23 protein-coding genes are annotated in these 23,157 nt (G+C 70.2%); 12 read left to right on the forward strand and 11 right to left on the reverse strand.

The window, feature by feature from the left end; all coding sequences use genetic code 11:
• Window positions 1-7: 7 nt before the first annotated feature.
• From NM203_RS21225 to NM203_RS21245, 5 genes are all read right to left on the reverse strand, one after another.
• Window positions 8-448, reverse strand: coding sequence for a response regulator (locus NM203_RS21225; RefSeq protein ID WP_255062387.1), 441 nt, complete (start codon window positions 446-448; stop codon window positions 8-10).
• A complete protein-coding gene (locus tag NM203_RS21230; RefSeq protein WP_255062686.1) occupies window positions 445-1,992 on the reverse strand; it encodes a sensor histidine kinase in 1,548 nt (515 codons plus the stop codon). The genes NM203_RS21225 and NM203_RS21230 overlap by 4 nt, the downstream gene beginning before the upstream one ends.
• A 68-nt stretch (window positions 1,993-2,060) precedes the next feature.
• Window positions 2,061-3,248: a PP2C family protein-serine/threonine phosphatase gene (locus tag NM203_RS21235; protein ID WP_255062388.1), complete on the reverse strand. Its 1,188-nt coding sequence runs from the start codon at window positions 3,246-3,248 to the stop codon at window positions 2,061-2,063.
• Between the two features lie 18 nt (window positions 3,249-3,266).
• The gene (locus NM203_RS21240; RefSeq protein WP_255062389.1) at window positions 3,267-4,400 is read right to left on the reverse strand and encodes an FAD-dependent oxidoreductase; all 1,134 of its coding nucleotides are present in this window, start codon (window positions 4,398-4,400) and stop codon (window positions 3,267-3,269) included.
• Window positions 4,397-5,290, reverse strand: coding sequence for a DUF1295 domain-containing protein (locus tag NM203_RS21245; RefSeq protein WP_255062391.1), 894 nt, complete (start codon window positions 5,288-5,290; stop codon window positions 4,397-4,399). Before NM203_RS21245 ends, NM203_RS21240 begins: the two co-directional genes overlap by 4 nt.
• Before the next feature lie 87 nt (window positions 5,291-5,377).
• Between NM203_RS21245 and NM203_RS21250 the strand changes: the two genes are divergently transcribed.
• Window positions 5,378-5,863 carry a peroxynitrite isomerase gene (locus NM203_RS21250; RefSeq protein ID WP_255062392.1) on the forward strand — a complete coding sequence of 162 codons (486 nt, stop codon included), beginning with the start codon at window positions 5,378-5,380 and terminating at the stop codon, window positions 5,861-5,863.
• 66 nt (window positions 5,864-5,929) lie between these two features.
• The gene (gene lipE / locus NM203_RS21255; protein ID WP_255062393.1) at window positions 5,930-7,159 is read left to right on the forward strand and encodes a lipase LipE; all 1,230 of its coding nucleotides are present in this window, start codon (window positions 5,930-5,932) and stop codon (window positions 7,157-7,159) included.
• 125 nt (window positions 7,160-7,284) lie between these two features.
• On the opposite strand, the gene NM203_RS21260 is transcribed toward lipE, so the two are convergent.
• Window positions 7,285-7,713, reverse strand: coding sequence for a PPOX class F420-dependent oxidoreductase (locus NM203_RS21260; protein WP_255062394.1), 429 nt, complete (start codon window positions 7,711-7,713; stop codon window positions 7,285-7,287).
• A 158-nt stretch (window positions 7,714-7,871) separates the two neighbouring features.
• Between NM203_RS21260 and NM203_RS21265 the strand changes: the two genes are divergently transcribed.
• Both NM203_RS21265 and NM203_RS21270 read left to right on the forward strand, forming a co-directional pair.
• Entirely contained in the window at window positions 7,872-9,065 is a 1,194-nt protein-coding gene (locus NM203_RS21265) for an acyl-CoA dehydrogenase family protein (protein WP_255062395.1), read from the forward strand.
• Complete coding sequence (locus NM203_RS21270) at window positions 9,058-10,206, forward strand: acyl-CoA dehydrogenase family protein (protein ID WP_255062396.1); 1,149 nt, start codon at window positions 9,058-9,060, stop codon at window positions 10,204-10,206. The genes NM203_RS21265 and NM203_RS21270 overlap by 8 nt, the downstream gene beginning before the upstream one ends.
• Before the next feature lie 69 nt (window positions 10,207-10,275).
• On the opposite strand, the gene NM203_RS21275 is transcribed toward NM203_RS21270, so the two are convergent.
• Window positions 10,276-10,959: a GAP family protein gene (locus NM203_RS21275; RefSeq protein ID WP_255062397.1), complete on the reverse strand. Its 684-nt coding sequence runs from the start codon at window positions 10,957-10,959 to the stop codon at window positions 10,276-10,278.
• A 69-nt stretch (window positions 10,960-11,028) separates the two neighbouring features.
• Here NM203_RS21275 and NM203_RS21280 point away from each other — a divergent pair, with 69 nt between their 5' ends.
• Genes NM203_RS21280 through NM203_RS21310 form a run of 7 tightly spaced genes read left to right on the forward strand, consistent with a single transcriptional unit; the run spans window position 11,029 to window position 16,535 of the window.
• A complete protein-coding gene (locus NM203_RS21280) occupies window positions 11,029-12,030 on the forward strand; it encodes an AAA family ATPase (RefSeq protein WP_255062398.1) in 1,002 nt (333 codons plus the stop codon).
• A gap of 1 nt (window position 12,031) precedes the next feature.
• Entirely contained in the window at window positions 12,032-12,901 is an 870-nt protein-coding gene (locus NM203_RS21285) for a DUF58 domain-containing protein (RefSeq protein WP_255062399.1), read from the forward strand.
• Entirely contained in the window at window positions 12,891-13,355 is a 465-nt protein-coding gene (locus NM203_RS21290; RefSeq protein ID WP_255062400.1) for a hypothetical protein, read from the forward strand. Before NM203_RS21285 ends, NM203_RS21290 begins: the two co-directional genes overlap by 11 nt.
• Window positions 13,346-14,284, forward strand: coding sequence for a hypothetical protein (locus tag NM203_RS21295; protein WP_255062401.1), 939 nt, complete (start codon window positions 13,346-13,348; stop codon window positions 14,282-14,284). Before NM203_RS21290 ends, NM203_RS21295 begins: the two co-directional genes overlap by 10 nt.
• Window positions 14,281-15,192 carry a vWA domain-containing protein gene (locus NM203_RS21300; protein ID WP_255062402.1) on the forward strand — a complete coding sequence of 304 codons (912 nt, stop codon included), beginning with the start codon at window positions 14,281-14,283 and terminating at the stop codon, window positions 15,190-15,192. The genes NM203_RS21295 and NM203_RS21300 overlap by 4 nt, the downstream gene beginning before the upstream one ends.
• The gene (locus NM203_RS21305; protein WP_255062403.1) at window positions 15,189-15,872 is read left to right on the forward strand and encodes a hypothetical protein; all 684 of its coding nucleotides are present in this window, start codon (window positions 15,189-15,191) and stop codon (window positions 15,870-15,872) included. The genes NM203_RS21300 and NM203_RS21305 overlap by 4 nt, the downstream gene beginning before the upstream one ends.
• Window positions 15,873-15,881: 9 nt before the next feature.
• Complete coding sequence (locus tag NM203_RS21310; protein WP_255062404.1) at window positions 15,882-16,535, forward strand: MOSC domain-containing protein; 654 nt, start codon at window positions 15,882-15,884, stop codon at window positions 16,533-16,535.
• Window positions 16,536-16,586: 51 nt separating this feature from the next.
• Here the strand turns inward: NM203_RS21310 and NM203_RS21315 are convergent, their stop codons facing one another.
• The 3 genes from NM203_RS21315 to NM203_RS21325 form a co-directional block, all read right to left on the reverse strand.
• A complete protein-coding gene (locus NM203_RS21315) occupies window positions 16,587-16,754 on the reverse strand; it encodes a hypothetical protein (RefSeq protein WP_255062405.1) in 168 nt (55 codons plus the stop codon).
• A 156-nt stretch (window positions 16,755-16,910) separates the two neighbouring features.
• Window positions 16,911-18,167, reverse strand: coding sequence for a wax ester/triacylglycerol synthase domain-containing protein (locus NM203_RS21320; protein ID WP_255062406.1), 1,257 nt, complete (start codon window positions 18,165-18,167; stop codon window positions 16,911-16,913).
• Window positions 18,168-18,176: 9 nt separating this feature from the next.
• Entirely contained in the window at window positions 18,177-18,632 is a 456-nt protein-coding gene (locus NM203_RS21325) for an SRPBCC family protein (RefSeq protein WP_255062407.1), read from the reverse strand.
• Between the two features lie 40 nt (window positions 18,633-18,672).
• Between NM203_RS21325 and NM203_RS21330 the strand changes: the two genes are divergently transcribed.
• Window positions 18,673-19,230: an ERG2 family protein gene (locus NM203_RS21330; RefSeq protein WP_255062409.1), complete on the forward strand. Its 558-nt coding sequence runs from the start codon at window positions 18,673-18,675 to the stop codon at window positions 19,228-19,230.
• Here the strand turns inward: NM203_RS21330 and hrpA are convergent.
• Window positions 19,223-23,152 (reverse strand): ATP-dependent RNA helicase HrpA, encoded by a 3,930-nt coding sequence (gene hrpA, locus NM203_RS21335; RefSeq protein WP_255062412.1) that lies wholly within the window; start codon window positions 23,150-23,152, stop codon window positions 19,223-19,225. The two genes, NM203_RS21330 and hrpA, sit on opposite strands and share 8 nt — an antisense overlap.
• Window positions 23,153-23,157: the final 5 nt, after the last annotated feature.

Below are 23,157 nucleotides of genomic sequence, written 5' to 3' on the forward strand. Positions count from 1 at the left end.
CGGTCGTTCAGAACTGCGGCAGCCGGACCACCTGGACGAAGAACTCGTCGATCTGGCGGACCGCGCTCATGAACTGATCCACGTCGACGGGCTTGGTCACGTAGGCGTTGGCGTGCAGCTTGTAGCTCTTGAGGATGTCCTCCTCGGCCGACGACGTCGTGAGCACGACGACCGGGATGTGGCAGAGGTCGGCGTCGGACTTGATCTGCTCGAGCAACTGGCGGCCGTCGTACTTCGGCAGGTTGAGGTCGAGCAGAATCAGCTCCGGGCGGGGCGCGTTCTCGTACGCGCCGCGCTGGTAGAGGAAGTCGAGGCCCTCCTCGCCGTCGCGCGCCACGTGCAGCGTGTTCTTGATCTTGTTGTGTTCGAAGGCCTCACGGGTGATCAGTTCGTCACCGGGATCGTCTTCGACCAACAGGATGTCGATCACTCGGGCGTCAGAGGTCATGCAGGCGGTCCTTCCAGAGCTGCCGCCGGGGCGTCATCCGCCTCGGCGCGGTCGTCTGCGGTCGCCAGAGGCTTGACGGGCAGGGTGAACGTGAACTGAGTACCGGCGGTGTAGTCGTTGTCGATCCAGATGCTTCCACCGTGGTGCTCAACGATCTTCTTACAGAGTGCCAGTCCGATGCCAGTCCCGCTGTACACCTCCCTGGCGTGCAGCCGTTGGAAGATGACGAAGACCTTGTCGGAGAACTCCTCGCTGATGCCGATGCCGTTATCCGAGACCGTGAACACCCACAGCCCCTCGCGCTCCTCGGTGCCCGCCGCGCAGTCGATGACGACCCGCGGTGCCACCTCGGGCTTGCGGAACTTGATCGCGTTGCCCACCAGGTTCTGCCACAGCATCGTGAGCAGCGTCGGGTCACCCTCGACCGTCGGCAGTGGTCCGGTGCGGACGATCTCGGCGCCCGACTCCTCGATCGCGGCCGACAGGTTGCCCAGCGCGTCGTCCAGCTCGTCGTCCAGCGGGACGTCGGCGGACGCGGCGTTCAGCCTGCCGACGCGCGAGAACGTCAGCAGGTCGTTGATCAGGACCTGCATCCGCTTGGCGCCGTCGACGGCGTAGCCGATGTACTCGGTGCCGCGGCCGTCGAGTTGGTCGCCGTAGCGCTTCTCCAACAGCTGGCAGAACGACGCGACCTTGCGCAGCGGCTCCTGCAGATCGTGCGACGCCACGTAGGCGAACTGCTCGAGCTCGGCGTTGGAACGTCGCAGCTCGATGGTCTGCTCGTCCAGCAGAGCCGAAGCCGCTCTCGAGGTCTCGAGTTCCGCGACGACGCGCTGCCGCATGTTCTCGACGTCGGCCGCCATGGCCCGGATGTCCTTCGGGCCGCGCGGCACGATCTTCTCGCTGAAATCGCCCTCGGTGATCCGCCTGCACTGCTCGGCCAGCATGGCCAGCGGCCGGTTGATGGCGCGGTGCGAGACGATCGCCAGCAGGATCGCCGTCACGAAGAACGCGACGATCATGACGATCAGCACCCAGTCCCGCCAGCTGCGCATATCGACGAGCTGATCGGCGTAGGCGTCACGGACGGTTTGCAGATTGTCGGTCTGGACGGTGAAAAGGCGACGGATCTCGTCGAACTCGTTCTTGCCCGTGGCGACCAGGGCGGGGTCGACGGTCCTCGGATTGCCTGGTGTGACGCTCGCGATGAGCGGCTCGGCGTACGCCGAGCGCCACGTGGCCACGGCCTCCTCGATCGCCTCGAGGTCCGCCACCTGCTCGAGCCTGCCGCCGAGCAGGTTCCGCATCGCGTCCACCGCAGCGCGCTCGTCCCGCTGGCCGTCGTAGTACGGGTCGAGGAACTGCCGATCCGCACTGATCGCATAGCCCCTGGTCGCCGTCTCCTGATCACGCAACGCCGCCTGCAGCTGGTAGGAGGCGATGCGGGCGGGCCCGATCTCGTCGGTCCACTCCTGCGTCGCGTCGTCGGCGCGCTGCACCAGCACGGCGCCCGCGACCGCTCCGGCCAGCACCACGCCGCCCATGACGACGAGCACCAGCGTCTGCCACCCCTGCACCGTGAGCCTGCGCCCGGCGCTGCGTTCCTTCTCGGTCACCACGTCCGCTCCACTCGCACCACCGCGATGTCGTCGGCGATCCCGCCGTGTGCCTCCGCGCGTCGTTCGGCACCGTCGATCAGCGTCTTGACGAACTCGGCAGCCGGCAGGCCGGACATCGACCTCGCCATCGTCAGCAGGCCCTCCTCGCCGAGCCGGGCGTTGCCCACCCCCGAGTGGCCCTCGAAGATCCCGTCGGTCAGCAGAACGATGCCATGGCCCTCGGGCAGCTCCAACTCGTTGGGCGGCCACTGCGTTCCGTTCAGGCCGAGCGCCGGTCCGGCGGGCGGCTCGAGCCATTCCACGGTGCTGGGGCCGTGCACCAGCATTCCGGGATGACCCGCCCGCACCGCGGTGAACCGCCTGCTGTCGGGGGCGAACGCGAGGCTGAGCACCGTCGCGAAGATGCCGCTGCTGACCGGACTCTCGGCGCGCAGGATCCGCTCCATCTGCAGCATCCGCTCGTTGCCGCGCAGTCCGGCGAAGGTCAGCGCCCGCCAGCCGATGCGCAGTGCCACGCCGAGCGCCGCCGCATCCGGTCCGTGGCCTGCGACGTCGCCGACCATCACGTGCACGGTTCGATCGGGAGTCTGCACGAAGTCGTAGAAGTCGCCGCCGAGCATCTGGCTCTGGTGGCTGGGCCGGTACTCGGCGATGATGTCGACGCCCGGCGAGTCCAACAGCAGCGGTGTGGGCAGCAGCCCCCTGGCGAGCCTGGCGTTCTCCTGGGCCTGCAGCTGGCTGGCGTGCAGTTCGACGGCCGTCAACTCGCCGCGTTTGCGTTCGATCGCGTAGAGAACTGCACGCCTGAGCATTTCGGGCTCGACGCGCCCCTTAACCAAGTAGTCCTGCGCGCCGGCGGCGACGGCACCGACGCCGAAGTGCTCGTCGGAGAGTCCGGTGAGCACCACGATCGGCAGCCGGTCGTTCTTCCTGGTGATCCGGTCCACCGCGTAGATGCCGTTGGAGTCGGGCAGGTTGAGATCGAGCAGTACGCAATCCGGCCGCGTCAGCGTCAACAGCTCCTCGGCCTCGGCCATCGTGCCCGCGACCATCATCTCGATGTCGGCGTTGGCGTCGGCGATCAACTCCTCGACGAGCAGTGCGTCAGCGCGGTCGTCCTCGACCAGCAGGAGCGAGATGCGGCGACCGGGCAGCGCCGGGTTCGCGTTCGGCCCTGTCATCGGTGAACGGGTTGAGTGTCAATGCACAGAAGATACCCTTGGCGCGCTGCGGATTCCGCGGTATATCCCACGCCGCACGATCCACGGCATCAGCACCCGCTCGAACGACCAGGCGGGAAACCGGAAGGCCCGGCCGTTCGGCGCGAAGACCTCGAGTCCGTCGCGCTGAATTCCCAGTACAGAGCCCCACCGACTGCGCGGCGGCCGGTACGACTTCAGCGGCTTGCCCGTGAAACCCGCGACGACGTTGTGCGCCAGCAGCCCATCGGCGCGGTTGCGCGCGGAGCTGCGCAGTGGATCCGTCGCGGCGACGTCGCCGATCGCGAACACCCGATCGTGTCCCGGCACGCGCAGCTCGGGCGTCACGCGCACGAAGCCGTCGTCGTCGAGGACGTCCGCGGGCAGCCAGCCGGTGTTCGGCCGCACCAGCCCGACCGTCCACAGCACGGCGTCGGCCGACGCGGGCGGCTGTCCGGTGCTCCACTCGACGGGATCCGAGGTGATCTCGGCGCCCGTGAATCCTGGAGGCAGCACGGCGCGGTGGCCGGGGTGCAGGGTCACGCCGGCGTCGGCCAGCCGCTGCGCCACCCTCGCCCACGCGCGCGGGTGGTGTCCGGTCAGCGCGCGCGCCCCTGGAAAGTACAGGTCGACGCGGGTGTCCGGCCAGGTCAGGGCGATGTTCGCGGCACTGCTGACGGCGGCCGCGCCTCCGCCGACCACGATCACCGACGACGCCGCGGCCAACCGGTCGTGCGCCTTCCCGAGGTCGGCGTCGATCTCGGCGGCCGTCTGCATCGTCGGCTGCCGCCAGAACCCGTTGCTCACGCCGGTCGAGATGACCAGCGCGTCGAACTCCTCGGTGCGCTCGCTGCCGTCGGCACCGCGCACCGTCACGGTGGCGCCTGCGAGGTCGGCGGCGGTGAGCTCACCGTGGACGGTGCGCACCCGGTCGAGGCCGCGGTATCGGTCGAACGTGATCCAGTTGTGCTTCGCCCAGTGGCCCGGCCTGCTCAACCGCCAGCCCAGCTCCTGGCCGCTCACCAACCCCGGCTTAGACGAAATGCCCACCACCTCAACATCTTCGGCCTTGGCGAGCTTGATCGCGGTGAGCAACCCGCTGTCACCGAGGCCCGCGACGACGACGCGCTTCACGACGTCGCCTTCGACGGCGGCCAGGGCACGAACTTCGACACCCGGTCGATCACGCGCTGATACTCGGGCCTGCGGGCCAGGCTGCGCTCCTCCATCATCGGGATGCTCGCTCCGAGGAACAGCGCGAGCATCAGCGCGGCGCCCGCCAGCAGCCACCACCAGTCGGCGGGAGACGTGGCGACGCCGAATAGTCCGAGCGACAGCCAGAAGCTGAACTCCCCGAAGTAGTTCGGATGCCGCGACCACCCCCACAGCCCGCGCGCCATCGCCTCACCCGGCGAGCGGGTCTTCGCGAAGTCGTACATCTGCTGATCGGCGACGTACTCGAGGACTACCGCCGCGACGCCGATCGCCGTCGCGATCCAGGCCAGCCACACGAGTCCCGTGTTCGGCCGAGTCACCGCGACGTAGACCGGGACCATGCCGAGGAACACCTGCAGCGTCGGGATGACGTGGATCGCCACCAGGTCGGCGACGAACTCGAACCTGCCCGCACGCTCCCGGAACATCGGGTAGCGCCAGTCCTCGTGGTGCAGGCCGGGGAAGCCGCGAATCCAGTTGCCGGTCAACCGAATCGCCCACAGCATCACGACGACGGTGACCAGCGTGCAGCGCAGCGCGTCGATGTAGGGGGCCGACTCCCACCACCAGTAGAAGAGCAGCAGCGGCGGGATCACGCTCCAGTACGCGTCGTAGAAGCTGGAGTTCCGATAGGCCCGGCTGAAGGCGAAGATCACCAGCGTCGCGAGCAGGTCGGCGATCAGGGTGTCGAGCCACAGCCTCTCGGTGGTCGGACCCCAGATCAGCCACGCCAGCCCCACCGCGACGGCGATGACGTAGGCGACCGTGACGATCGCGAGCGAGGCGCCCTTGGATCTGGCTGAGCTCATGATCGGCGCCCACTCATATCGAAAAACGGTAACACGTTCTAGTTGGCCGAAACGGGCCGTTTCCGGGGGTCGCCGTAGGCTGAGGACATGCCCGACCTTCACGCCGACGTCGCCGTGCTCGCCCCACTGCTGGGCACGTGGACAGGCCGAGGGTCGGGTGACTACCCGACGATCGACTCGTTCGACTACACCGAGGAGATCACGTTCGGCCACGTCGGCAAGCCGTTCCTCTCCTACAGCCAGCGCACGAAGTCCGTCGACGACGGACGCCCGCTGCACGCCGAGACCGGCTACCTCCGGGTGCCGTCCCCCGGCCACGTGGAGTGGATCCTCGCGCATCCGACGGGCATCACCGAGATTCTGGAGGGCACGCTGACGGTCGTCGACGGCGCCCTCGTCATGGAACTCGCCGCAACGGTCATCGGCCGCAGCGCCTCCGCGAAGGACGTGTCCGCCCTTGGCCGTTCGTTCCGGCTACTCGGCGACACCCTGACCTACACGGTGCGGATGGGCGCGGTAGGCCAGCCGCTGCAGCACCATCTGTCGGCGACACTGCACAGGAAGCCGTCGTGAGCGACGAGCGAGAAGCGAAGCGGGATCGCGCATGAGCGACGAGCGAGAAGCGAAGCGGGATCGCGCATGAACGACGAGGGCCGGATTCGCGTCCCGTCCGACCTGGACGCGGTGACCTCGGTCGGCGTCGAGAAGGACGGCGACGTCGGGGTCGAGCGCATCTGGGACGCCGCGCGACACTGGTACGCCGCTGGCATGCACCCCGCGATCCAGGTGTGCGTCCGCCACCGCGGCGAGGTGGTGCTGAACCGGGCGATCGGCCACGGCTGGGGCAACGGGCCGGACGATCCCGCGGACGCCGAGCGGGTGCCGGTCACCACCGACACCCCGTTCTGCGTGTACTCCACCGCCAAGGGCATCACGACCACGGTGGTGCACATGCTCGTCGAGCGCGGCGCCTTCTCGCTCGACGACCGGGTGTGCGACTACCTGCCGACGTACACCAGCCACGGCAAGGACCGCACCACCATCCGGCACGTCATGACCCACAGCGCGGGCGTCCCGTTCGCCACCGGGCCGAAGCCCGACCTGCGGCGGATGAACGACAGCGAGTACGCCCGCGAGATGCTGGGCAACCTCAAACCCATCTACCGGCCGGGCCTGGTGCACATCTACCACGCGGTGACCTGGGGACCGCTGATGCGGGAGATCGTCTCGGCCGCGACCGGCCGGGACATCCGCGAGATCCTCGCGACCGAGATCCTCGACCCGCTCGGCTTCCGCTGGACGAACTTCGGGGTGTCCGAGGACGACGTGCCGCTGGTCGCACCCAGCCACGTCACCGGCAAGCCGCTGCCGCCCCCGATCGCGCGGGCGTTCAAGCTCGCGATCGGCGGAACGACGCAGCGGCTCATCCCGTTCACCAACACTCGGGCGTTTCTCACCAGCGTGGTGCCGTCGTCGAGCACGGTCTCCAACGCCGTGGAACTGTCCCGATTCGCCGAGATCTGGCGGCGCGGCGGCGAGCTCGACGGCGTCCGGGTGATGTCGCCGGAGACGCTGCGCGAGGCGACCGTGGAACGCAGGCGGCTGCGCCCCGACGTCGCAACCGGTCTGGTACCGCTGCGCTGGGGCACCGGATTCATGTTGGGCTCCAAGCGTTTCGGGCCGTTCGGCCTGGACGCGCCCGCGGCGTTCGGGCACACCGGGCTGGTCAACATCGCGATGTGGGCCGACCCGGAACGCGACCTGGCCGCGGCCGTCGTGAGCAGCGGCAAGCCGGGCGGCCACTCCGAGGCCAAGCGCTACCCGGCACTGCTGGACGCCATCGCGGCGGCGGTACCCCGCACCCGCTGACCTCACCGCGCCGAACGTTGGTTACCGCCACGCGAAATCGCGGCATGGTGTCACCCAACCCAACACTCGACGACCGCCGCCTCGACGTCATGCTGAACCCTGCTCGCGCTCACCGGCGGGAAGGTCTAACGAAGCCGTTCCCCGTACACCTTGGCGACGGCCAGGGACATCAGCACCCGGCGATCGGACACCATCACCGAGCGGTACTCGTCCCAGTCGGGGTGTTCGCCCGCGGCCGCGCGGTAGTAGTCGACGAGTGCTTCGACCTCCGGCCCGTGCGGATCCGTCCCGGGCCCGACGAGCGTGACGGTGCCCTCAGCGGTGGCCCAGGCCCAGCCGTCGCCGCTCGTCACCTCGAGGGCGGCCCTCGGATCGCGGCGCAGGTTGGCGGTCTTGGCCCGGCCCTCGGTCATCGACACGTGGATCACGTCGGCTGCGCGGTCGTAGAACGGCGTGACCGGGGACAACTGGGGCAGCCCGTTGGCCTTGATGGTGGCGAGCACCCCGAGGCGGCTCTCGGCGAGCAGGGCGCGGGGATCGAAGGGAGTCGTCATGCGTGATGCCAACCACGTCGCGCGCCACCCCTATTCCGCGCGAACGTTGGTTACCGCCACGCTTTTTTCGCGGAGGCGTATCGGTAACCAACGTTCGGCGGAGATCGAGATCACACCCCGCCGGTTCTTGACGGGTGTCGAGTTCGTATCGTGCAGGCATGAGCAATGACGCTGATGCCGAACGGGTCGCCGAACTCGCGCGGGGGGTCGTGGCCGAGCACGACCCCAAGACCGTCCCCGTCCAGGAGTACCTCGCCGCGGTGTATGACGCCGGGCTGGCGTGGGTGCACTTCCCCGAGGGCCTCGGCGGGCTCGGGGTGTCGCGTGGACTGCAGGCGGTCGCCGACCGGATCCTGCAGGGCGCAGGCGGTCCCGTCGCCCTCGGCCTGAATCCGATGGGGTTCGGCATGGCCGCGCCGACGATCCGCGAGCACGCGCAGACCGAGGACGTGAAGCACCAGTGGCTGCGGCCGCTGGCCACCACCGAGGACCTCTGGTGCCAGCTGTTCTCCGAACCGGGCGCGGGTTCCGACCTGGCCGGACTGGCCACGTCGGCCGTGAAGGACGGGGACGACTGGGTCATCAACGGGCAGAAGGTGTGGACGAGCCTGGCCCACCGCGCCCGCTGGGGCCTGCTGCTCGCGCGCACCGATCCCGACCAGGCCAAGCACAAGGACCTCACCTACTTCGTCATCGACATGCACGGTCCCGGCGTCGAGACGCGGCCGCTGCGCCAGCTGACCGGTCAGGCCGAGTTCAACGAGGTCTACTTCACCGACGCGCGCATCCCGGACGCGCACCGGCTGGGTGCCGTCGGCAACGGCTGGAACGTCGCGATGACGACGCTGATGAACGAGCGCACCGCCCTCGGCGGCAGCGGCAGCAGGCGCGGTGCGGGCACCATCGCCGACGCGACCGGACTGTGGGCGTCGCGGCCGGAGAACCGGACCCCGGTGCTGCGTGACCGCTTGACGCAGCTGTGGCTCAAGTCCGAAGCGCAGCGCCTCACCTCCGAGCGCTCGCGCGCGGCGGCCACCGTCGGCGGCCCCGGACCCGAGGGGTCGATCGGCAAGCTGGTCGGTGCCGAGCTCAATCAGCACATCTACCAGTGGTGCATGGATTTCCTTGGGCCGGAAGGACTTCTGTATCACGGCTACGGCGACGGCCCGCGGACCGGCGACAAGGACTGGCAGGGGCCGATACAGCAGCGGTTCCTGCGCAGTCGCGCCAACACCATCGAAGGCGGCACCTCCGAGGTGATGCGCAACATCCTCGGCGAGCGGATCCTGGGCCTGCCCGGCGATCTTCGCGCCGATTCCGGAATGGCTTGGAAGGACGTCCCCCGTGGCTGAGTACGTGTTCACCGAAGAGCAGGGCGAGCTGCGCAAGGCGGTCCGCAAGTTCAGCGCCGAGAACTTCGACGAACCGAAGGTGCGCGAGCTGATGGCGTCCGATCCGCCGTTCGACCCGAAGGTGTGGACCCGCCTCGGCGGCGAACTCGGCGTGCTCGGCCTGTCCGTGCCGGAAGCCGAGGGCGGCGTCGGCGGCACGCTGGTCGACCAGGCCGTTGCGGTCGAGGAACTCGCGGCGCGGCTGGCGACCGGGCCCATCTTCGGCACGGTCTACCTGGCGATCCCCGCGCTCGTCGCGGCGCCGGCCGGTACTGCGCGCGACGAGTTGCTGGCCGAGCTGATCGAAGGCCGGCGCACCGCCGCCTTCGCCGTGCTCGATCGCGCGGGCGTCTTCGACCCCGAGGCGGTCACGGTGACCGTGTCGGGCGACGCGCTGACCGGCACGGTGTCACAGGTGGTCGACGGCCCGATCGCCGACGAACTGCTGGTCGCGGCCAAGGGGGACGACGGCGTCGCGCTGTACGCCGTGGCGGCCGCCGACGCCGACGTCACCGCACTGCAGACGCTGGACCTCACGCGGTCCGAGGCGAACGTCACGCTGTCCGGCACGCCCGGCCGGCTGATCGCGGGCCCCGCCGCGGCGGAGCGCGTCATCACCCACGCGCTGCAGGTCGGCGCGGCGCTGCTCGCCGTGGAGCAGGTCGGCGCGGCCAAGCATCTGCTGGACCTGTCGGTCGAGTACGCCAAGTCGCGGCTGCAGTTCGGCAGGCCGATCGGCTCGTTCCAGGCGGTCAAGCACCGGCTGGCCGACGACCTGGTGGAGGTCGAGCACGCCAGATCGGCTGCCTACCATGCCATCTGGGCGCTATCCGACGGGTCGGACGATCCTGCGCTGGCGACGAGCATCGCCCAGGCGGTGTGCTCGGCGGCCCTGTCGCGTGTCGCAACGGACACCATCCAGGTGCACGGCGGCATCGGCTTCACGTGGGAGCACCTGGCGCACCTGTACTTCAAGCGCGCGTCGACCGACGCCGTCCTGCTGGGCAGCGCCGAACAGCACCGCGACCGGGTGGCCGCGCTGGTGCTCGACGACGCCGCGGCCGATCGGGTCCCGCGCGTCGCCGACGGGTTGCCCGCCTGACGGCTCGAACGTGAAGGAATGTTCGAGATCTCGCGTGAATCTCGAGCATTTCTCGACGTTCGGCGCAGGTCACCACAGCGCGTCGTAGTGCATCACGGCGTCCCCGACGAGCACGGCTCCGATGCCGATGAACAGCGTCCGCACCACGAGCGGACCGTACTTGCGCAGCGCGCGAACCAGGTGATGCTGAATCCGCCTGGAGCGCATCGTCGTTCGTAGCGAGAGTCCGAGCACCAGCGCGGCGGGCAGTAGGGTCGCCGCGCAGTAGGCGAGCAGAATCGTCGGCCACGCCAGGGGTAGCGGGTTCAGCGCCGACACCATCGCCACCGCCGAGAGGTACGGCACCGACGTCGCCGCCTGCCCGAACCCGACCGCCAGCCCGACGACGCCGAACAGCCACGGGTTGCGCCGGGCCTTGTCGAGCGCCCACTTGGGCGGCTTCGGGCCGGCTCGCGACGGCAGCGCCGCGACCGCGATCAGCACCAGCCCGATCAGCAGCTGGCCCCAGTACCGCACCGTCGGCGTCACGTCGACGTCCACCCGGTTGGTGAGGAACGTCAGCCCCAGTACAGCGGCCACCCCGAACGTGGTGGTCGCCACATAGACGCCCGCCAGATAGCTGAGCCCCGCGGGAAGCGGCGACCGGCGACTCAGCCGGCTGTCGTAGACAACCGCCGTCGTCACGCCCAGGTTCAGCACGTTGAGCGAGTCCAGGAACGCGAACCCGGCGAGGGGCAGGATCAGAGTCGGCATGACGTGTCAGAACCTACGGGTCCGCGCGCTCGGGCATGAAATCGAAGCGGCGGGGTATCCCGCACACCCATGACCGCAGCACCCCCGCAGCTCGAGCGACGCGACCTCGATGCCGCCCGCCACACCGTGGACGCCGTCGCGACCGCCTTCTCCCAGAAGGTCGTCGGCCAGCTACACCTGCGGGAATCCCTGCTGGTGGCGTTGCTCTCCGGCGGGCACCTGCTGCTCGAGAGCGTGCCAGGGCTGGCCAAGACGACGGCCGCGCGCGTGGTCGCCGAGTCGATCCACGGCGGCTTCCGGCGCATCCAGTGCACCCCCGACCTGCTGCCGAGCGACATCGTCGGGACGCAGATCTACGAGTCGGCGACCAACTCCTTCGTGACGCAACTCGGTCCCGTGCACGCCAACATCGTGCTGCTCGACGAGATCAACCGGTCGAGCGCCAAGACCCAGAGCGCCATGCTCGAGGCGATGGAGGAGCGGCAGACCACTATCGCGGGCGTCGAGTACGCGATCCCCGAGCCGTTCCTCGTCATCGCCACCCAGAATCCCGTCGACCAGGAGGGCACCTACCCCCTGTCGGAGGCGCAGACCGACCGCTTCATGATCAAGGAGGTCGTCGGCTACCCGTCGGCCGACGACGAAGTCGAAGTCATCACCCGCATGGACGCCGGCCTGTACGACCGGGCCCACCGCGCCGCGGCCGTCGTCGACCTCGATGAGGTCCGACACGCCCAGCGGGTGACCGCCGCCGTGTACATGGATCGGACGCTGATTCAGTACGCCAGCCAACTCGTCGAGGTCACCCGGTTCCCCGACGGGTTGCTGCCGCCCGCGATGGCTCGGCTCATCGAGTACGGCGCCAGCCCGCGCGCCACCATCGCCTTCTGCCGGACCGCCCGCGCCGTCGCGGTACTCAGCGGCCGCGATCACGTGGTACCCGACGACATCGCCGCCGTCGCCCACCGCGTGCTGCGGCATCGACTGATCCTCGGGTTCGAGGCGGCGACGGCCCGCGTCACCCCCGACGCCGTGATCGACGCCGTGCTCGGCGCGGTGCGGGTGCCGTGAGGTGGGTAGGTATCTCGACCGCGCACGGCCGTTCCTCGGCCGCGACACCTCGGGCTTCCTCGACGGCGGCCGCTACGCGCTGATCCACACCCGCAGCCTCGAGTTCGACGACCTGCGGCCCTACGTACGCGGCGACGACGTGCGCGACATCGACTGGAAGGCCTCGGCCCGCTCCGGCGACGTGCTCATCAAACGCTTCGTGTCCGAGCGCCACCACAAGATCCTCGTCGTCGCCGACGCCGGCCGGAACATGTTGGGCGAGAGCCCAACCGGTGAGCGCAAGTACACCGTCGCGGCCAACGTCATCGGCTCGGTGGGCCTGGTCACCCTGCGTCGCTCCGACGAGATCGGGATGGTCTTCGGCGACGCGCGCGGCTGCCTCGACATCCGGCTGCGCCGCGGCGAGACCCACGTCGAGTACCTGCTGTCGCACTTCCACGATCACATCCGGAAACGGCCGGGGCGAAGCGACGTCGTCACCCAACTGGAGTGGGTGGCCGAGCACTACCGCCGACCGCACCTGCTGGTCGTGGTGTCCGACGAACCCGAGGTCGACGATCGACTCGCCGACGTGCTCACCAGGATTCGGGCCCGCCACGACGTGCTGTGGGCGATGGTGGCCGACCACCCGGCGGCCGACGACGCCGACGATGCGCTGGGACAGGACGTGGTCGGCGGCGCGACCGTGCTCAGCGGTGCCGAGCTCGGCCCGCAGGTTGTCGCCGCGTACGTCGAGTCCGAACGGCTGCGCCGGGAGGAACTGTCGGAGTTCATGACGTCGCACGCGATACCGCACGCGCTGATCACGGGCAGCAGCGGAATCCGCGAGGGCCTCGTCTGGCTGACCGGGGTGTACGCCCGTGCCGGATGACCTGCTCCGATTCGTCACCGGCCCAGCGCCGTCCGCGCTGGCGTGGCTGTGGCTGCCCGCCGTCCTGGGCCTACTGCTGATCGGTTGGTACGTCACGGTATTCGCGATCACGGCACCGCGGAACGGCGACGGGGTCGTGCAGCGGACTCGCGACGCCCTCGCACGCAGGCGCTTCCTCGGCGAGGTCAGGCGGATCAGAGCGCGCTTGGCGACCGGTGACGTCGACGCCGTCTCGGCGAGCGCGGCGCTCAACCGGACGCTGCGCGAGTTCCTCCAGCGCGCAACGGGAACCCCCGTCGAGTACATGCAGGTCACCGCACTCGCCCAGAGTCAACTCGCCGGCACCGCAGAGCTGTTCACGCGACTCGACGACGTCCGGTTCAACGCCCGGTCGGACCAGGACGTCACCGAGCTCGGCGCGGCGGCCGAGGAGGTGATCGCCTCGTGGACGTGACGTGGTGGTGGGTCGTGATCGTCGCGTGCGCGGCGCTGGCCGTGGTCATCGTGGCGGCGCTGGGCCCGCGTGCCGAGAACACCCGCAGGCTTCGCCCGCTGGCGAACGTGGACCGGCTGACGAAGCTGCCCGCCTACGTGCGCGCCATGCGACGCCGGACGCTGCTCACCGTGGCGATGCTGGCGCTGCTGGCCGTCGCGTTCGGCGGCGCCGTGGTGTCGGCCGCGCGCCCCACCGGACTGCCCGGCCCGGCTCGCGACACCGCGGCCGCACAGCCCGAGGACATCATGGTGTGCGCCGGGGCACCGACGGACGAGGCGCCGATGGCCGCAGCGCTGCGGTACTTCGCCGCACGCGTTCCCGGCTACGACACCCAGCGCATCGGCCTCACCGTGCCCGACCGCCGGGTGATCCCCCTTACCCGTGACCATCAGTACGCCGCAACACGTTTCGCCGACTACGGGCGGACCGCCGCGACGCCGCCGGTGCGGTACTCGGACTACTCGCCCACCGTCGAGGACGTGCTCGCACTGTGCATCACCGGCTTCCCCTCGTTCGATCGGATCGAGCCGCAGCGCCGTTCGGTCATCTACATCGGCGGCGGGCAGTCGAGCCAGCGCCCGCTGTTCGACGTGGCCGCCGTGCGCGAGCTGGCCGCGGCAGCGGGCGTCCAGGTGAACGCCGTCATGACCGACTCCGACAGCGGTCTGCTCGAACGCCTGGCGAGCGAGACCGGCGGCCGCTACGTCGCACCCAACTCGAATGTCGACGCGTCGCTGGAGAGCATCCGCGACAATCCGCCGCCGCCCACGGCGGCCGTCGGCCCGGCCGCTCGGTCGGCGGCACCGGAGACGCCCGAACTGCCGATCGTGTTGGCGCTGTTCGCCGTCGGAGCGCTGCTCACGCTGCCCCTGGTGGTGCGCCGATGAGCCTGCACCCGGCGCTCCCACCGGTCCTGCTGACGATCCTGGCGCTGTCGATCCTCGGAGTGGCCGGCGCGGCCTGGTATCGCTGGCGGAGCACCGGCCGAGACCGAAAGGCCATGTGGCGGTTGGCAGGTCTCACCCTGGCGGCGCTGTTGCTCGTCGTCGCGGCCGTCCGGCCGGTACTCGGCGAGAGCACGCGGACCCTCCCGGCCGGTGCCGCGGACAGCGAGCCCAACGTCTTCCTACTGGTCGACCGCTCCCCGACCATGGACGGCGCGCGGATGGACGCCGTGCGCGACGACGTCACGGCCGTCGTCGACCGCTACCCTCGGGCTCGCATCGCCCTGATCGCGTTCGCCTCGACATCGGCGGTCGACTGGCCGCTGTCTCAGGACACCTGGGCGCTGCGTCCCGCCCTCGCGGAGCTACGGCCCTACGGCGCCACCGCCGACACCGTCGACCGCGCGAATCCCGCGGCCGCGAGCAACACCCTGCGGTATCAGCTCATCTCCGCGCGTCAACAGTTCCCGCGGGCGCGCAATCTGGTCTTCTACTACGGCTCGGGGATAGCCGGGGCCGATTCGCCGCCAAGGGATTTCGTCCTCGCGGAGAACTCGGTCGACGGCGGCGCCGTGTTCGGTTACGGCAGGGTTGGCGAGCCCGCACTGCGGGCGGTCGCGGACCAGATCGGCGTGCCGTACGTGGCGCGCACCGCGGCGGCCGATGCGGACGCATTGGACGGCGCCGATGCCCCACCCGGCGACGCCCCGCCGCCCACGGCGTCGGCGTGGGCCACCGAGACGTACTGGATCCCAGCGCTTCTCGCCGCCGTCCTCATCCTGATCGAGGCGTTCCTCGTGCTGCGCGACATCCGCCGCACCCGCCCGACGCCGCTACGGGAGTCGACGTGACGCGGCGACGGCTGCTGCTGTGGTCGGCTCCCGTAGCCCTGCTGCTGGTCGCCGTCATCGTCGCGGTGACCACATGGGTCGTCGCGAGCCGGTCCGCCGCGGCCGCCTACGCCGAAGGCGACGTCGAATCGCTGCGCACCGACGTGTCGATCCTGTCGATCCTCGACGTCGTCGATCCGGCGGGTAGCGCGTTGGCAGCCGGCGGCCTCGCCGTGCTCGACGGCAGGCTCGACGAAGCCGAGCGGCAGTTCGCCACCGCGGGCGACGGCTGTCCGGCGGTGGCCAACCTGGTTCTGGTCCGCGAGACGATGGGCGACGACGCCGTCGGGGCGGCCGACGGTCCGCTGGCGATCGAGCGCTACCGCGACGCCCTGGACACCGCGCAGGGCGCACCCGCCGAGTGTTTCGGCGGCAACGCCGATCCGGACGCCGAGCGGCGGGCCGTGCTCGCCGACGCGGTGCCGCGCCTGCAGCGCAAGCTCGCGGTCCTCGAGCGCCCGCTGGCACCGCCGCCACCGCCCCCCGCCGCGGGCGCGCCGCCACCTCCTCCGCCGCCCGGGGCGGGGCAGACCGGCCGTGGCTCACCCGAGACACGGCGGCTCAACCCCGGAGCGGGTGACCCGCTCGACAAGCTGCGACAGATCCTCGGCGACTCGGCGTCGGTCCGCGGAGGACCGTAATCTCGTCGGGTGGCCAGCGTATTGACCGTCAACTCCGCACACGTCCGAGCAGGCGTCCGCGCCAAGACCACCGGCATCGACAAGCACCCGTTCGACGGCACCGTCGAGGTTCGCGCACCCGGACCGATGAAGGGCGGCTTGGGCAGCGGTCTGGTCGGCGACGTCATCGGTAACTCGAAGTTCCACGGTGGCGACGACCAGGCCGTCTACGCCTACGCCCGAGAGGATCTCGACAGCTGGCAGGAGCGGCTCGGTCGCGAACTCACCAACGGGCTGTTCGGCGAGAACATCACCACCTCCGGCGTCGACGTCACGGGTGCGGTGATCGGCGAGCGGTGGCGCGTCGGATCGGGCGGCCTCCTGCTCGAGGTCACCCGGCCGCGGACGCCGTGCAAGACGTTCGTGATGCAGATGGGTATCGAGGGCTGGATGAAGACGTTCACCGACGGCGGCGCACCCGGTGCGTACCTGCGGGTGATCGAACCCGGTCCGCTGCGCGGTGGCGACCCCGTCGAGGTCGTCGACCGGCCCGACCACGACGTCACCATCGGAACGGTGTTTCGCGCCATGATGACCGAGCCCGACCTGCTGCCGTCAATTCTGGTGGCCGACGCGCTGCCCGAGGAACTCAAGCGGAAAGCGCGTAAACGCGCGAAGGTCTGACCACGCGAAAGGGGCACCCCAGCCGGGGTGCCCCTTTGCGATCGCGGTGTGTCAGCGGCCGTTGCCCACGGTGGACTGAGCGGAGCCGACGGTCGCCTGCTGCTGGATGTCGTGCACCCAGTCGTGGTGGGCGACGTCCGCGCTGGCCGGGGCGGCCAGGCCCAGGACGACGGCGGCGAAACCGGTGGCGATGGCGCTGGAAACGGTGAACTTCTTCATCTCGAACACTTCCTCTGTCGTTGTCTCTGTCGTGCGGTTCGGAGCTTTCCGATCCGTTCTGACAGGTATAACGCGCAGGTCAGTGGGTAATTTCCGATGGCAGTGATTGTGCGGTGGGTGGCAGGATATTGCTGCTTCGATAGATACTGCCAGCGGTCAGCTGGTGGCGGCCCGCAGGTCGGCGAACGCCCGTTCGATCGCCGCGGCGAGGCGTGCGATGTCGGAGAGCGCCTGCGGATCGGTGCAGAGGCCGACGCTGATCTCGCCCGCGCAGGAGATGGCCGAGATGCGCAGCGCGTGGTGCAGCGCGGGCTCCGACGACGTGAACAGCCGCACGCCCCGGCCCGCCACGCTCACCGGATTGCGGGGCCCCGGCACGTTTGAGATGCTCACGCTGAACTCGCGCGGGTTGTCGGTGAGCCGCCGTGCCGCGTGCCCGACGTGCTTGACGCGGCCGAGTGCGTGCATCAGGTCGTAGATCTCGTCGGCGTCGTCGAACTTCTTGCGAACGTTGGTCTCCGCGCGGATCCGGTCGAGCCGGTCGACGGGATCGGCATCTCCTAGCGGCAGATCGACGTTCATGAACGAGTCGTGGTTGCCGAGCGCGCCATCCTCGTCGCGGGCGTGCAGGCTCACCGGCACCTGCGCCCTCAGGTGACGCGACGACGCCCCACTGATGTCGAGCCACTCGCGCAGCCCGCCCGCGATGATCGCGAGCAGGACGTCGTTGACCGTGGCGCGGTCAGGGCGGGCGGCGCCGATCGCCTTCAGGTCGGCCAGGGGCGCGACGGCGAACGCCAACTCACGCGCCGCCGTCAGCGGACGGTCGAACGGCGTGCGGGACGCACGGTGGCCGAACTCGCGCAGTAGTGCGCCGGGGAGCCGGGCGAGTTCGGAGTGCTCGGCGGGTTCCGCCGTCCGCGTTCTTGGAGGTCGGTCGGCGTGCGCGTCCCACAGCAGCGCGTCGAGGAAGTGCACCGCGGCGATACCGTCGGCCATCGCGTGGTGGATGCGCACGGCGATCGCCTCGCGACCGTCCTCGAACGGGCCGAGAAGGTCGAACGTCCACAGCGGTTTGGCCCGATCGAGGTGTTCGGACATCAGGCCGCCGACGCTGCGCCACAGGTCGTCGCGGGTCATCGTCCGGTCAGACCGGTGACGGCGCACGTGATCTCGGATGTCGAAGTCCGCCGCGTCGACCCAGCGCGGCTCCGGCGCGTCGGTGTCGACCCGCTGGGTGGCGCGCCGCGCCGCGGGCAGCCGCGCGGCGACCGCCTCCCGCAGCGCGTCGAGGTCCAGGGGCGTGCCGGGTTCCAGCACGTTGAGTTTCAGGGTGTGGCCCATGACCACGGGGGATTCGACGGAGAGGATGCGGGCGTCGTCGGGACTCAACCGGTCCGCGTCGTCCGCCACGGCTCCACCTTAGGTGTCGGCCTCCACCACGTCCTTGATGCGCGCCAACGTCTTTCCCATGTCGCGGATGTTGCGGCGCCTGCGCAGGAAGCCCAGCGGCGCGAGCACCTTCGTCCATCCGGGCACCGGCACCCGGAACGACTCCGTCACGTCGGTGCCGTCAGCGCGGGGGGTGAAGCGGTAGTGCCAGGTGTTGACCGCGCGGTCGCCGATCAGCACGTCGAAGCCGAACTCGCGGCCGGGTTCGCAGGCGGTGACGCGGCACGTCGTCCAGTACACGGGGCCGATCTCGTTGCGCTTGACGTGCCCGCGGAACCGCGCGCCGACCGCCGGGCCCTCGGCGCCGTCCAGCCACTCGGCCGCCATCACCTCCGGCGAGAAGCGGCCGGTGTTGCGCACGTCGGCGACCAGCTCCCAGATCCGCTCGGCGGGGGCGGCCATGTGCACGGTGACGGAACCATCCATTCCCGTGACTGTAGTAGGTCGATACGGTAATGGTTACCGGATGGACCCCGAGGCTATCGCCGACGCGTGCCGCGACCTCCTGGACCTCCCCCTCGAGGATCGTCTGACGGCGGCTGTGCAGCGTGTCGCCGACCTGTATCCGGACCTCGTCGATCCGACTCGAGAGCGGTGGATCTTCACGAAGGCCGGCGGCATCGTCGGCAAGATCAACTTCCTGCACGCCAGCATGAACGAGTACCTGCTGCTCTTCGGCGCACCGGTGGCGACCTACGGCTTCTCCGGCCGGTACAAGCGCGTGCAGATCCAGAAGTTCGTGCTCGCCGGCCGCTACACCACCTACAACCCCGAGACCGCGCAGATCGAACCCGAGGTATTCGAAGCGGGTGACCTCGTCACACTGCCCAAAGGCGAGGTGCGCAACATGGAGATCGCCTCGGGCTCATGGCATTTCGAGTTCGGCCGCGGGCCCGTGGTCACGGCGATGCCGTTCGGCACCGTCGACCTGCTGGTCAGCTCGCTGGAGGTCCGGCCCATCCTGCAGACGACGGTCGACTACAGCCACTTCATCACCAAGGGACTCAGGCGTCGGTTCAGGTGATGGCGTCGATGGCCCTGTAGATCCGCTGCTCGCTGACCGGCCGCGGCGTGCCGAGCTGTTGCGCCCACAGGCTGACCCGCAACTCCTCGATCTGCCAGGCGATCTCGCGGACGTCGGCGGCGTCGGCCCGGCCCCTCGGCAACGCAGCCACCAGGTCGTCGTAGGCGTCCTCCACAGCGTGCACCCGGAGCATGCGTTCGGTGTCCGCGGCGACGCCCTGCGGCAGCCGCTCGAGCCGGCGCGCGATCGCGGTGAGGTAGCGCGCCACGTCGGTCAACCTAGCGGCGCCGGTCCGGGTGACGAACCCCGCGGGCAGCAGCCGGTCGTACTGGATGCGGATGTCGGCGATCGCCTCGCTATGCGCCGCAACCGGTTTCGCTGGCAGCAGCAGCTGCACGTTCTGCGCCGCCTCGAGCACCCGCCCGACCCGGCCGACGACGTCGACGGTGGTGGCGGTCAGCGTGCCCGCGACACGGGCACGCAAGGCGTCGAAGTCGGCACGCGACCACGCGGGCGCGGTGGCGATCACGTCGGTCGCCGCGTCGGCGCAGTCGTCGATCAGTGCGGCGAGCGACCCGTCCGGATTGCTACCGAGGACCAGCCTGGTCCGCGTATCCAGCGACCGCTCAACGGCTTTCACCGGCGACGGGACCGCGAGCCGCAGCAGCCGCCGGGTTCCCTTCGCCATCGCCGCACCCTGCTCGGCCTCGGTCGGGAAGACCCGGACGTCGACGGCGCCGCCCGCGTCGACGAGCGCCGGGTAACCGCGGACGGTCCGCCCCCCGACGCGGCGTTCGACGCTGCGCGGCACGTCGGCGAGGTCGTCGGGCCAGGCCGTCAGCCCGGTGTGCTGCAATCCGTCGGCGACGGCGTCCGCGACGGCCTCGCGGGTCCGGGTCGCCAGCCGCTCCTGCAGCGTCTCGAGGTCCTTGCCGCGGCCGAGTTCTCCTCCGTCGGTGTTCTCCACTACGAACGTGACGCGCAGGTGGGCGGGCAGCTTGCCGACGTCGAACTCCTCGATGGGCACCCGCACACCGGTTCGGCGCAACAGCGCGCGCTGCAGCCCCTCGAGCAGCGGTTCGTTGTCCGGGTCCAGCTCGGGCAGCACGGCGCGGGCGGTGTCCGGAGCGGGAACGAAGTTGCGGCGCAACTGCTTCGGCAGCGCCCGGATCAGTTCGGTCACCAACTCCTCGCGCAGCGCGGGCACGTGCCAGGCGAACTCGTCACCGCCGAGGCGCGCCAGCACGTCAACGGGGATGTGCACCGTCACGCCGTCGTCAGTGGCCGTCGGGTCGAAGCGGTAGCTCAGCGGCAGCGCCGCGTCACCGGCCTGCCAGGTGTCGGGTCGGTCGTCGGCGTCGTCGGCCCGCAGCAGGTCGTCGCGCGTGAACGTGAGCAGGTCCGGCGTGCGGTGCCGCTGCTTCTTCCACCACGCGTCGAAGTGCCGCGCGGACACGACATCGGCGGGTATGCGCGCGTCGTACAGCGCGTAGATCTCGTCATCGCCGACCAGCAGATCGCGCCGGCGCGCGCGCTCCTCGAGTTCCTCCAACTCCGCGATCAGGCGGGCGTTGTCGCGGACGAAGTGATGCCGGGTCTGCCAGTCGCCCTCGACGAGCGCGTGCCGGATGAACAGCTCTCGTGCCAGCACGGGGTCGTGCTGGGCGTACCCGACGCGGCGCTGGGCCACCAGGGTCAGCCCGTACAACGTCACCCGCTCGTACGCCGAGACCTCACCGCGCTTGGCGCTCCAGTGCGGCTCGCTGTAGCTGCGCTGCACCACATGCGCGGCAACACGCTCCACGGCGAGTGGGTCGATCCGCGCCGCGGTCCGGCCGAACAGTCTGCTGGTCTCCACCAGGTCGGCGACGACCACCCAGGCGGGCGGCTTCTTCGACAGCACCGACCCCGGCGCCAGCACGAAGCGGGTGTTGCGGGCGCCCGCGTACTCCCTGCCGCCGTCGGAGCCGCGAAACCCGATGTGCGACAGCAACCCGGCGGTCAGCGCGGCGTGCACGGCGGCGGGTTCGGCCGGCTCGTTCGATTCGCGGATGCCGAGGCCCTTCGCGATGTCGCGGAGCTGGCCGTTGAGGTCCTGCCACTCGCGGATGCGCAGGTAGTGCAGGAACTCCTCGCGGCACATCCGGCGAAACGCGCTGCCGGAGCGCTCCTTTCGCTGCTCTCGCAGATACCGCCACAGGTTGAGGTAGGAGATGAAGTCGCTGGACTCGTCGGCGAACCGGGCGTGCTTCTGTCGCGCCGCCTCCTCGCGGTCGGCGGGCCGCTCGCGAGGGTCGGGGATCGAGAGCGCCGCGGCGAGCACCAGCACCTCGCGGACGCAGTTCTCCGCCTCGGCCGCCAGGATCATGCGGCCGATGCGGGGATCGACCGGCAGCTGCGCCAGGCGCCGGCCGACGTCGGTGAGCGCGCCGCGGGAGTCGAAGGCACCGAGTTCGCGCAGCAGTGCCACGCCGTCGCGCACGCTGCGGTCATCGGGTGGGTCGAGGAACGGGAAGTGCTCGATGTCACCGAGTCCCAGCGCCGCCATCTGCAGAATGACGGCGGCGAGGTTGGTCCGCAGGATCTCCGGATCCGTGTAGCGGGGCCGTGATTCGAAGTCGGGCTCCGAGTACAGCCTGATGCAGACCCCCGGTGCGGTGCGTCCGCAGCGACCCGCCCGCTGCGCGGCGGAGGCCTGCGAGACCGGCTCGATCGGCAGTCGCTGCACCTTGGTGCGCCTGCTGTAGCGGGAGATGCGGGCGGTGCCGGGATCGACCACGTACCGGATGCCCGGCACGGTCAGCGACGTCTCGGCGACGTTGGTGGCCAACACGATTCGACGCAGCGCCCGGCTGCGCTGGAACACCCTCTGCTGCTCGGCGGTCGACAGCCGGGCGTACAGCGGCAGCACCTCGGTGGTATCGGACAGCGCCGCCCGCAGGGCCTCCGCGGTGTCGCGGATCTCGCGCTCGCCGCTCAGGAACACCAGCACGTCGCCCGGCGGCTCGACCTCGAGTTCGTGCACGGCGTCGACGATGGCGTCGGTCGGGTCACGCAGTTCGGTACGGACGATCTCGTGGTCCGGATCGTCGGGGCTCTCGTCATCTTCGGATGAGCGCTCGCGCGAAGACCGTGACCCCGCCGTGACGCTGACTTCCAGAGGCCGGTAACGGATCTCGACCGGATAGGTGCGCCCCGACACCTCGACGATCGGCGCGCCGGAGAAGTGCGCAGCGAACCGCTCCGGCTCGATGGTCGCCGAGGTGACGATCACCTTCAGGTCCGGCCGCTTCGGCAGCAGCTCGCGCAGATAGCCGAGCAGGAAGTCGATGTTGAGGCTGCGCTCGTGCGCCTCGTCGAGGATCAGCGTGTCGTACCGCAGCAGCCTGCGGTCGCGCTGGATCTCGGCGAGCAGGATGCCGTCGGTCATCAGCTTCACCAGCGTGCGGTCGCCGGCCTGGTCGGTGAACCGCACCGTGTAGCCGATCGCCTCACCCAGCGGGGTGCCCACCTCGTCGGCGATCCGCTGCGCGACGGTCCGCGCCGCCAACCGCCGCGGCTGGGTGTGACCGATGGTGCCGCGGATCCCGCGGCCCAGCTCGAGGCAGATCTTGGGCAGCTGCGTCGTCTTGCCGGAGCCCGTCGCGCCCGCGACGACGACGACCTGGTTCTCGGCGATCGCCTTGGCGATGTCGTCGCGACGGTCGGAGACCGGCAGATCCGGATACGTGATGTCCGGGACCGCGGCTCGCCGGGTGGCCACCAGCGCCTCGGCCGCGGCGAACTGCTCGGTGAGCTTCGCGACCTGCTCGGGCGTCGCGTCGCGCAGCTGCTTGAGCCTGCGACCGAGCCGGGAGGCGTCGCGGAAGGTCAGATCGTCGAGCCGGGCGCGAAGCGCGCGCACCTGTTCACGATCGGACACTCGGG

The organism is Mycolicibacterium arenosum, assembly GCF_024320865.1.
Taxonomy (GTDB): domain Bacteria; phylum Actinomycetota; class Actinomycetes; order Mycobacteriales; family Mycobacteriaceae; genus Mycobacterium; species Mycobacterium arenosum.

Bases quoted from the DNA above. Each gene is read 5' to 3' on its own strand.
- NM203_RS21225 (WP_255062387.1), bottom strand. From the start codon at position 448: ATGACCTCTGACGCCCGAGTGATCGACATCCTGTTGGTCGAAGACGAT.
- NM203_RS21230 (WP_255062686.1), bottom strand. From the start codon at position 1,992: ATGGGCGGCGTGGTGCTGGCCGGAGCGGTCGCGGGCGCCGTGCTGGTG.
- NM203_RS21235 (WP_255062388.1), bottom strand. From the start codon at position 3,248: ATGACAGGGCCGAACGCGAACCCGGCGCTGCCCGGTCGCCGCATCTCG.
- NM203_RS21245 (WP_255062391.1), bottom strand. From the start codon at position 5,290: ATGAGCTCAGCCAGATCCAAGGGCGCCTCGCTCGCGATCGTCACGGTC.
- NM203_RS21250 (WP_255062392.1), top strand. From the start codon at position 5,378: ATGCCCGACCTTCACGCCGACGTCGCCGTGCTCGCCCCACTGCTGGGC.
- lipE (WP_255062393.1), top strand. From the start codon at position 5,930: ATGAACGACGAGGGCCGGATTCGCGTCCCGTCCGACCTGGACGCGGTG.
- NM203_RS21260 (WP_255062394.1), bottom strand. From the start codon at position 7,713: ATGACGACTCCCTTCGATCCCCGCGCCCTGCTCGCCGAGAGCCGCCTC.
- NM203_RS21265 (WP_255062395.1), top strand. From the start codon at position 7,872: ATGAGCAATGACGCTGATGCCGAACGGGTCGCCGAACTCGCGCGGGGG.
- NM203_RS21275 (WP_255062397.1), bottom strand. From the start codon at position 10,959: ATGCCGACTCTGATCCTGCCCCTCGCCGGGTTCGCGTTCCTGGACTCG.
- NM203_RS21280 (WP_255062398.1), top strand. From the start codon at position 11,029: ATGACCGCAGCACCCCCGCAGCTCGAGCGACGCGACCTCGATGCCGCC.
- NM203_RS21300 (WP_255062402.1), top strand. From the start codon at position 14,281: ATGAGCCTGCACCCGGCGCTCCCACCGGTCCTGCTGACGATCCTGGCG.
- NM203_RS21315 (WP_255062405.1), bottom strand. From the start codon at position 16,754: ATGAAGAAGTTCACCGTTTCCAGCGCCATCGCCACCGGTTTCGCCGCC.
- NM203_RS21325 (WP_255062407.1), bottom strand. From the start codon at position 18,632: ATGGATGGTTCCGTCACCGTGCACATGGCCGCCCCCGCCGAGCGGATC.
- NM203_RS21330 (WP_255062409.1), top strand. From the start codon at position 18,673: ATGGACCCCGAGGCTATCGCCGACGCGTGCCGCGACCTCCTGGACCTC.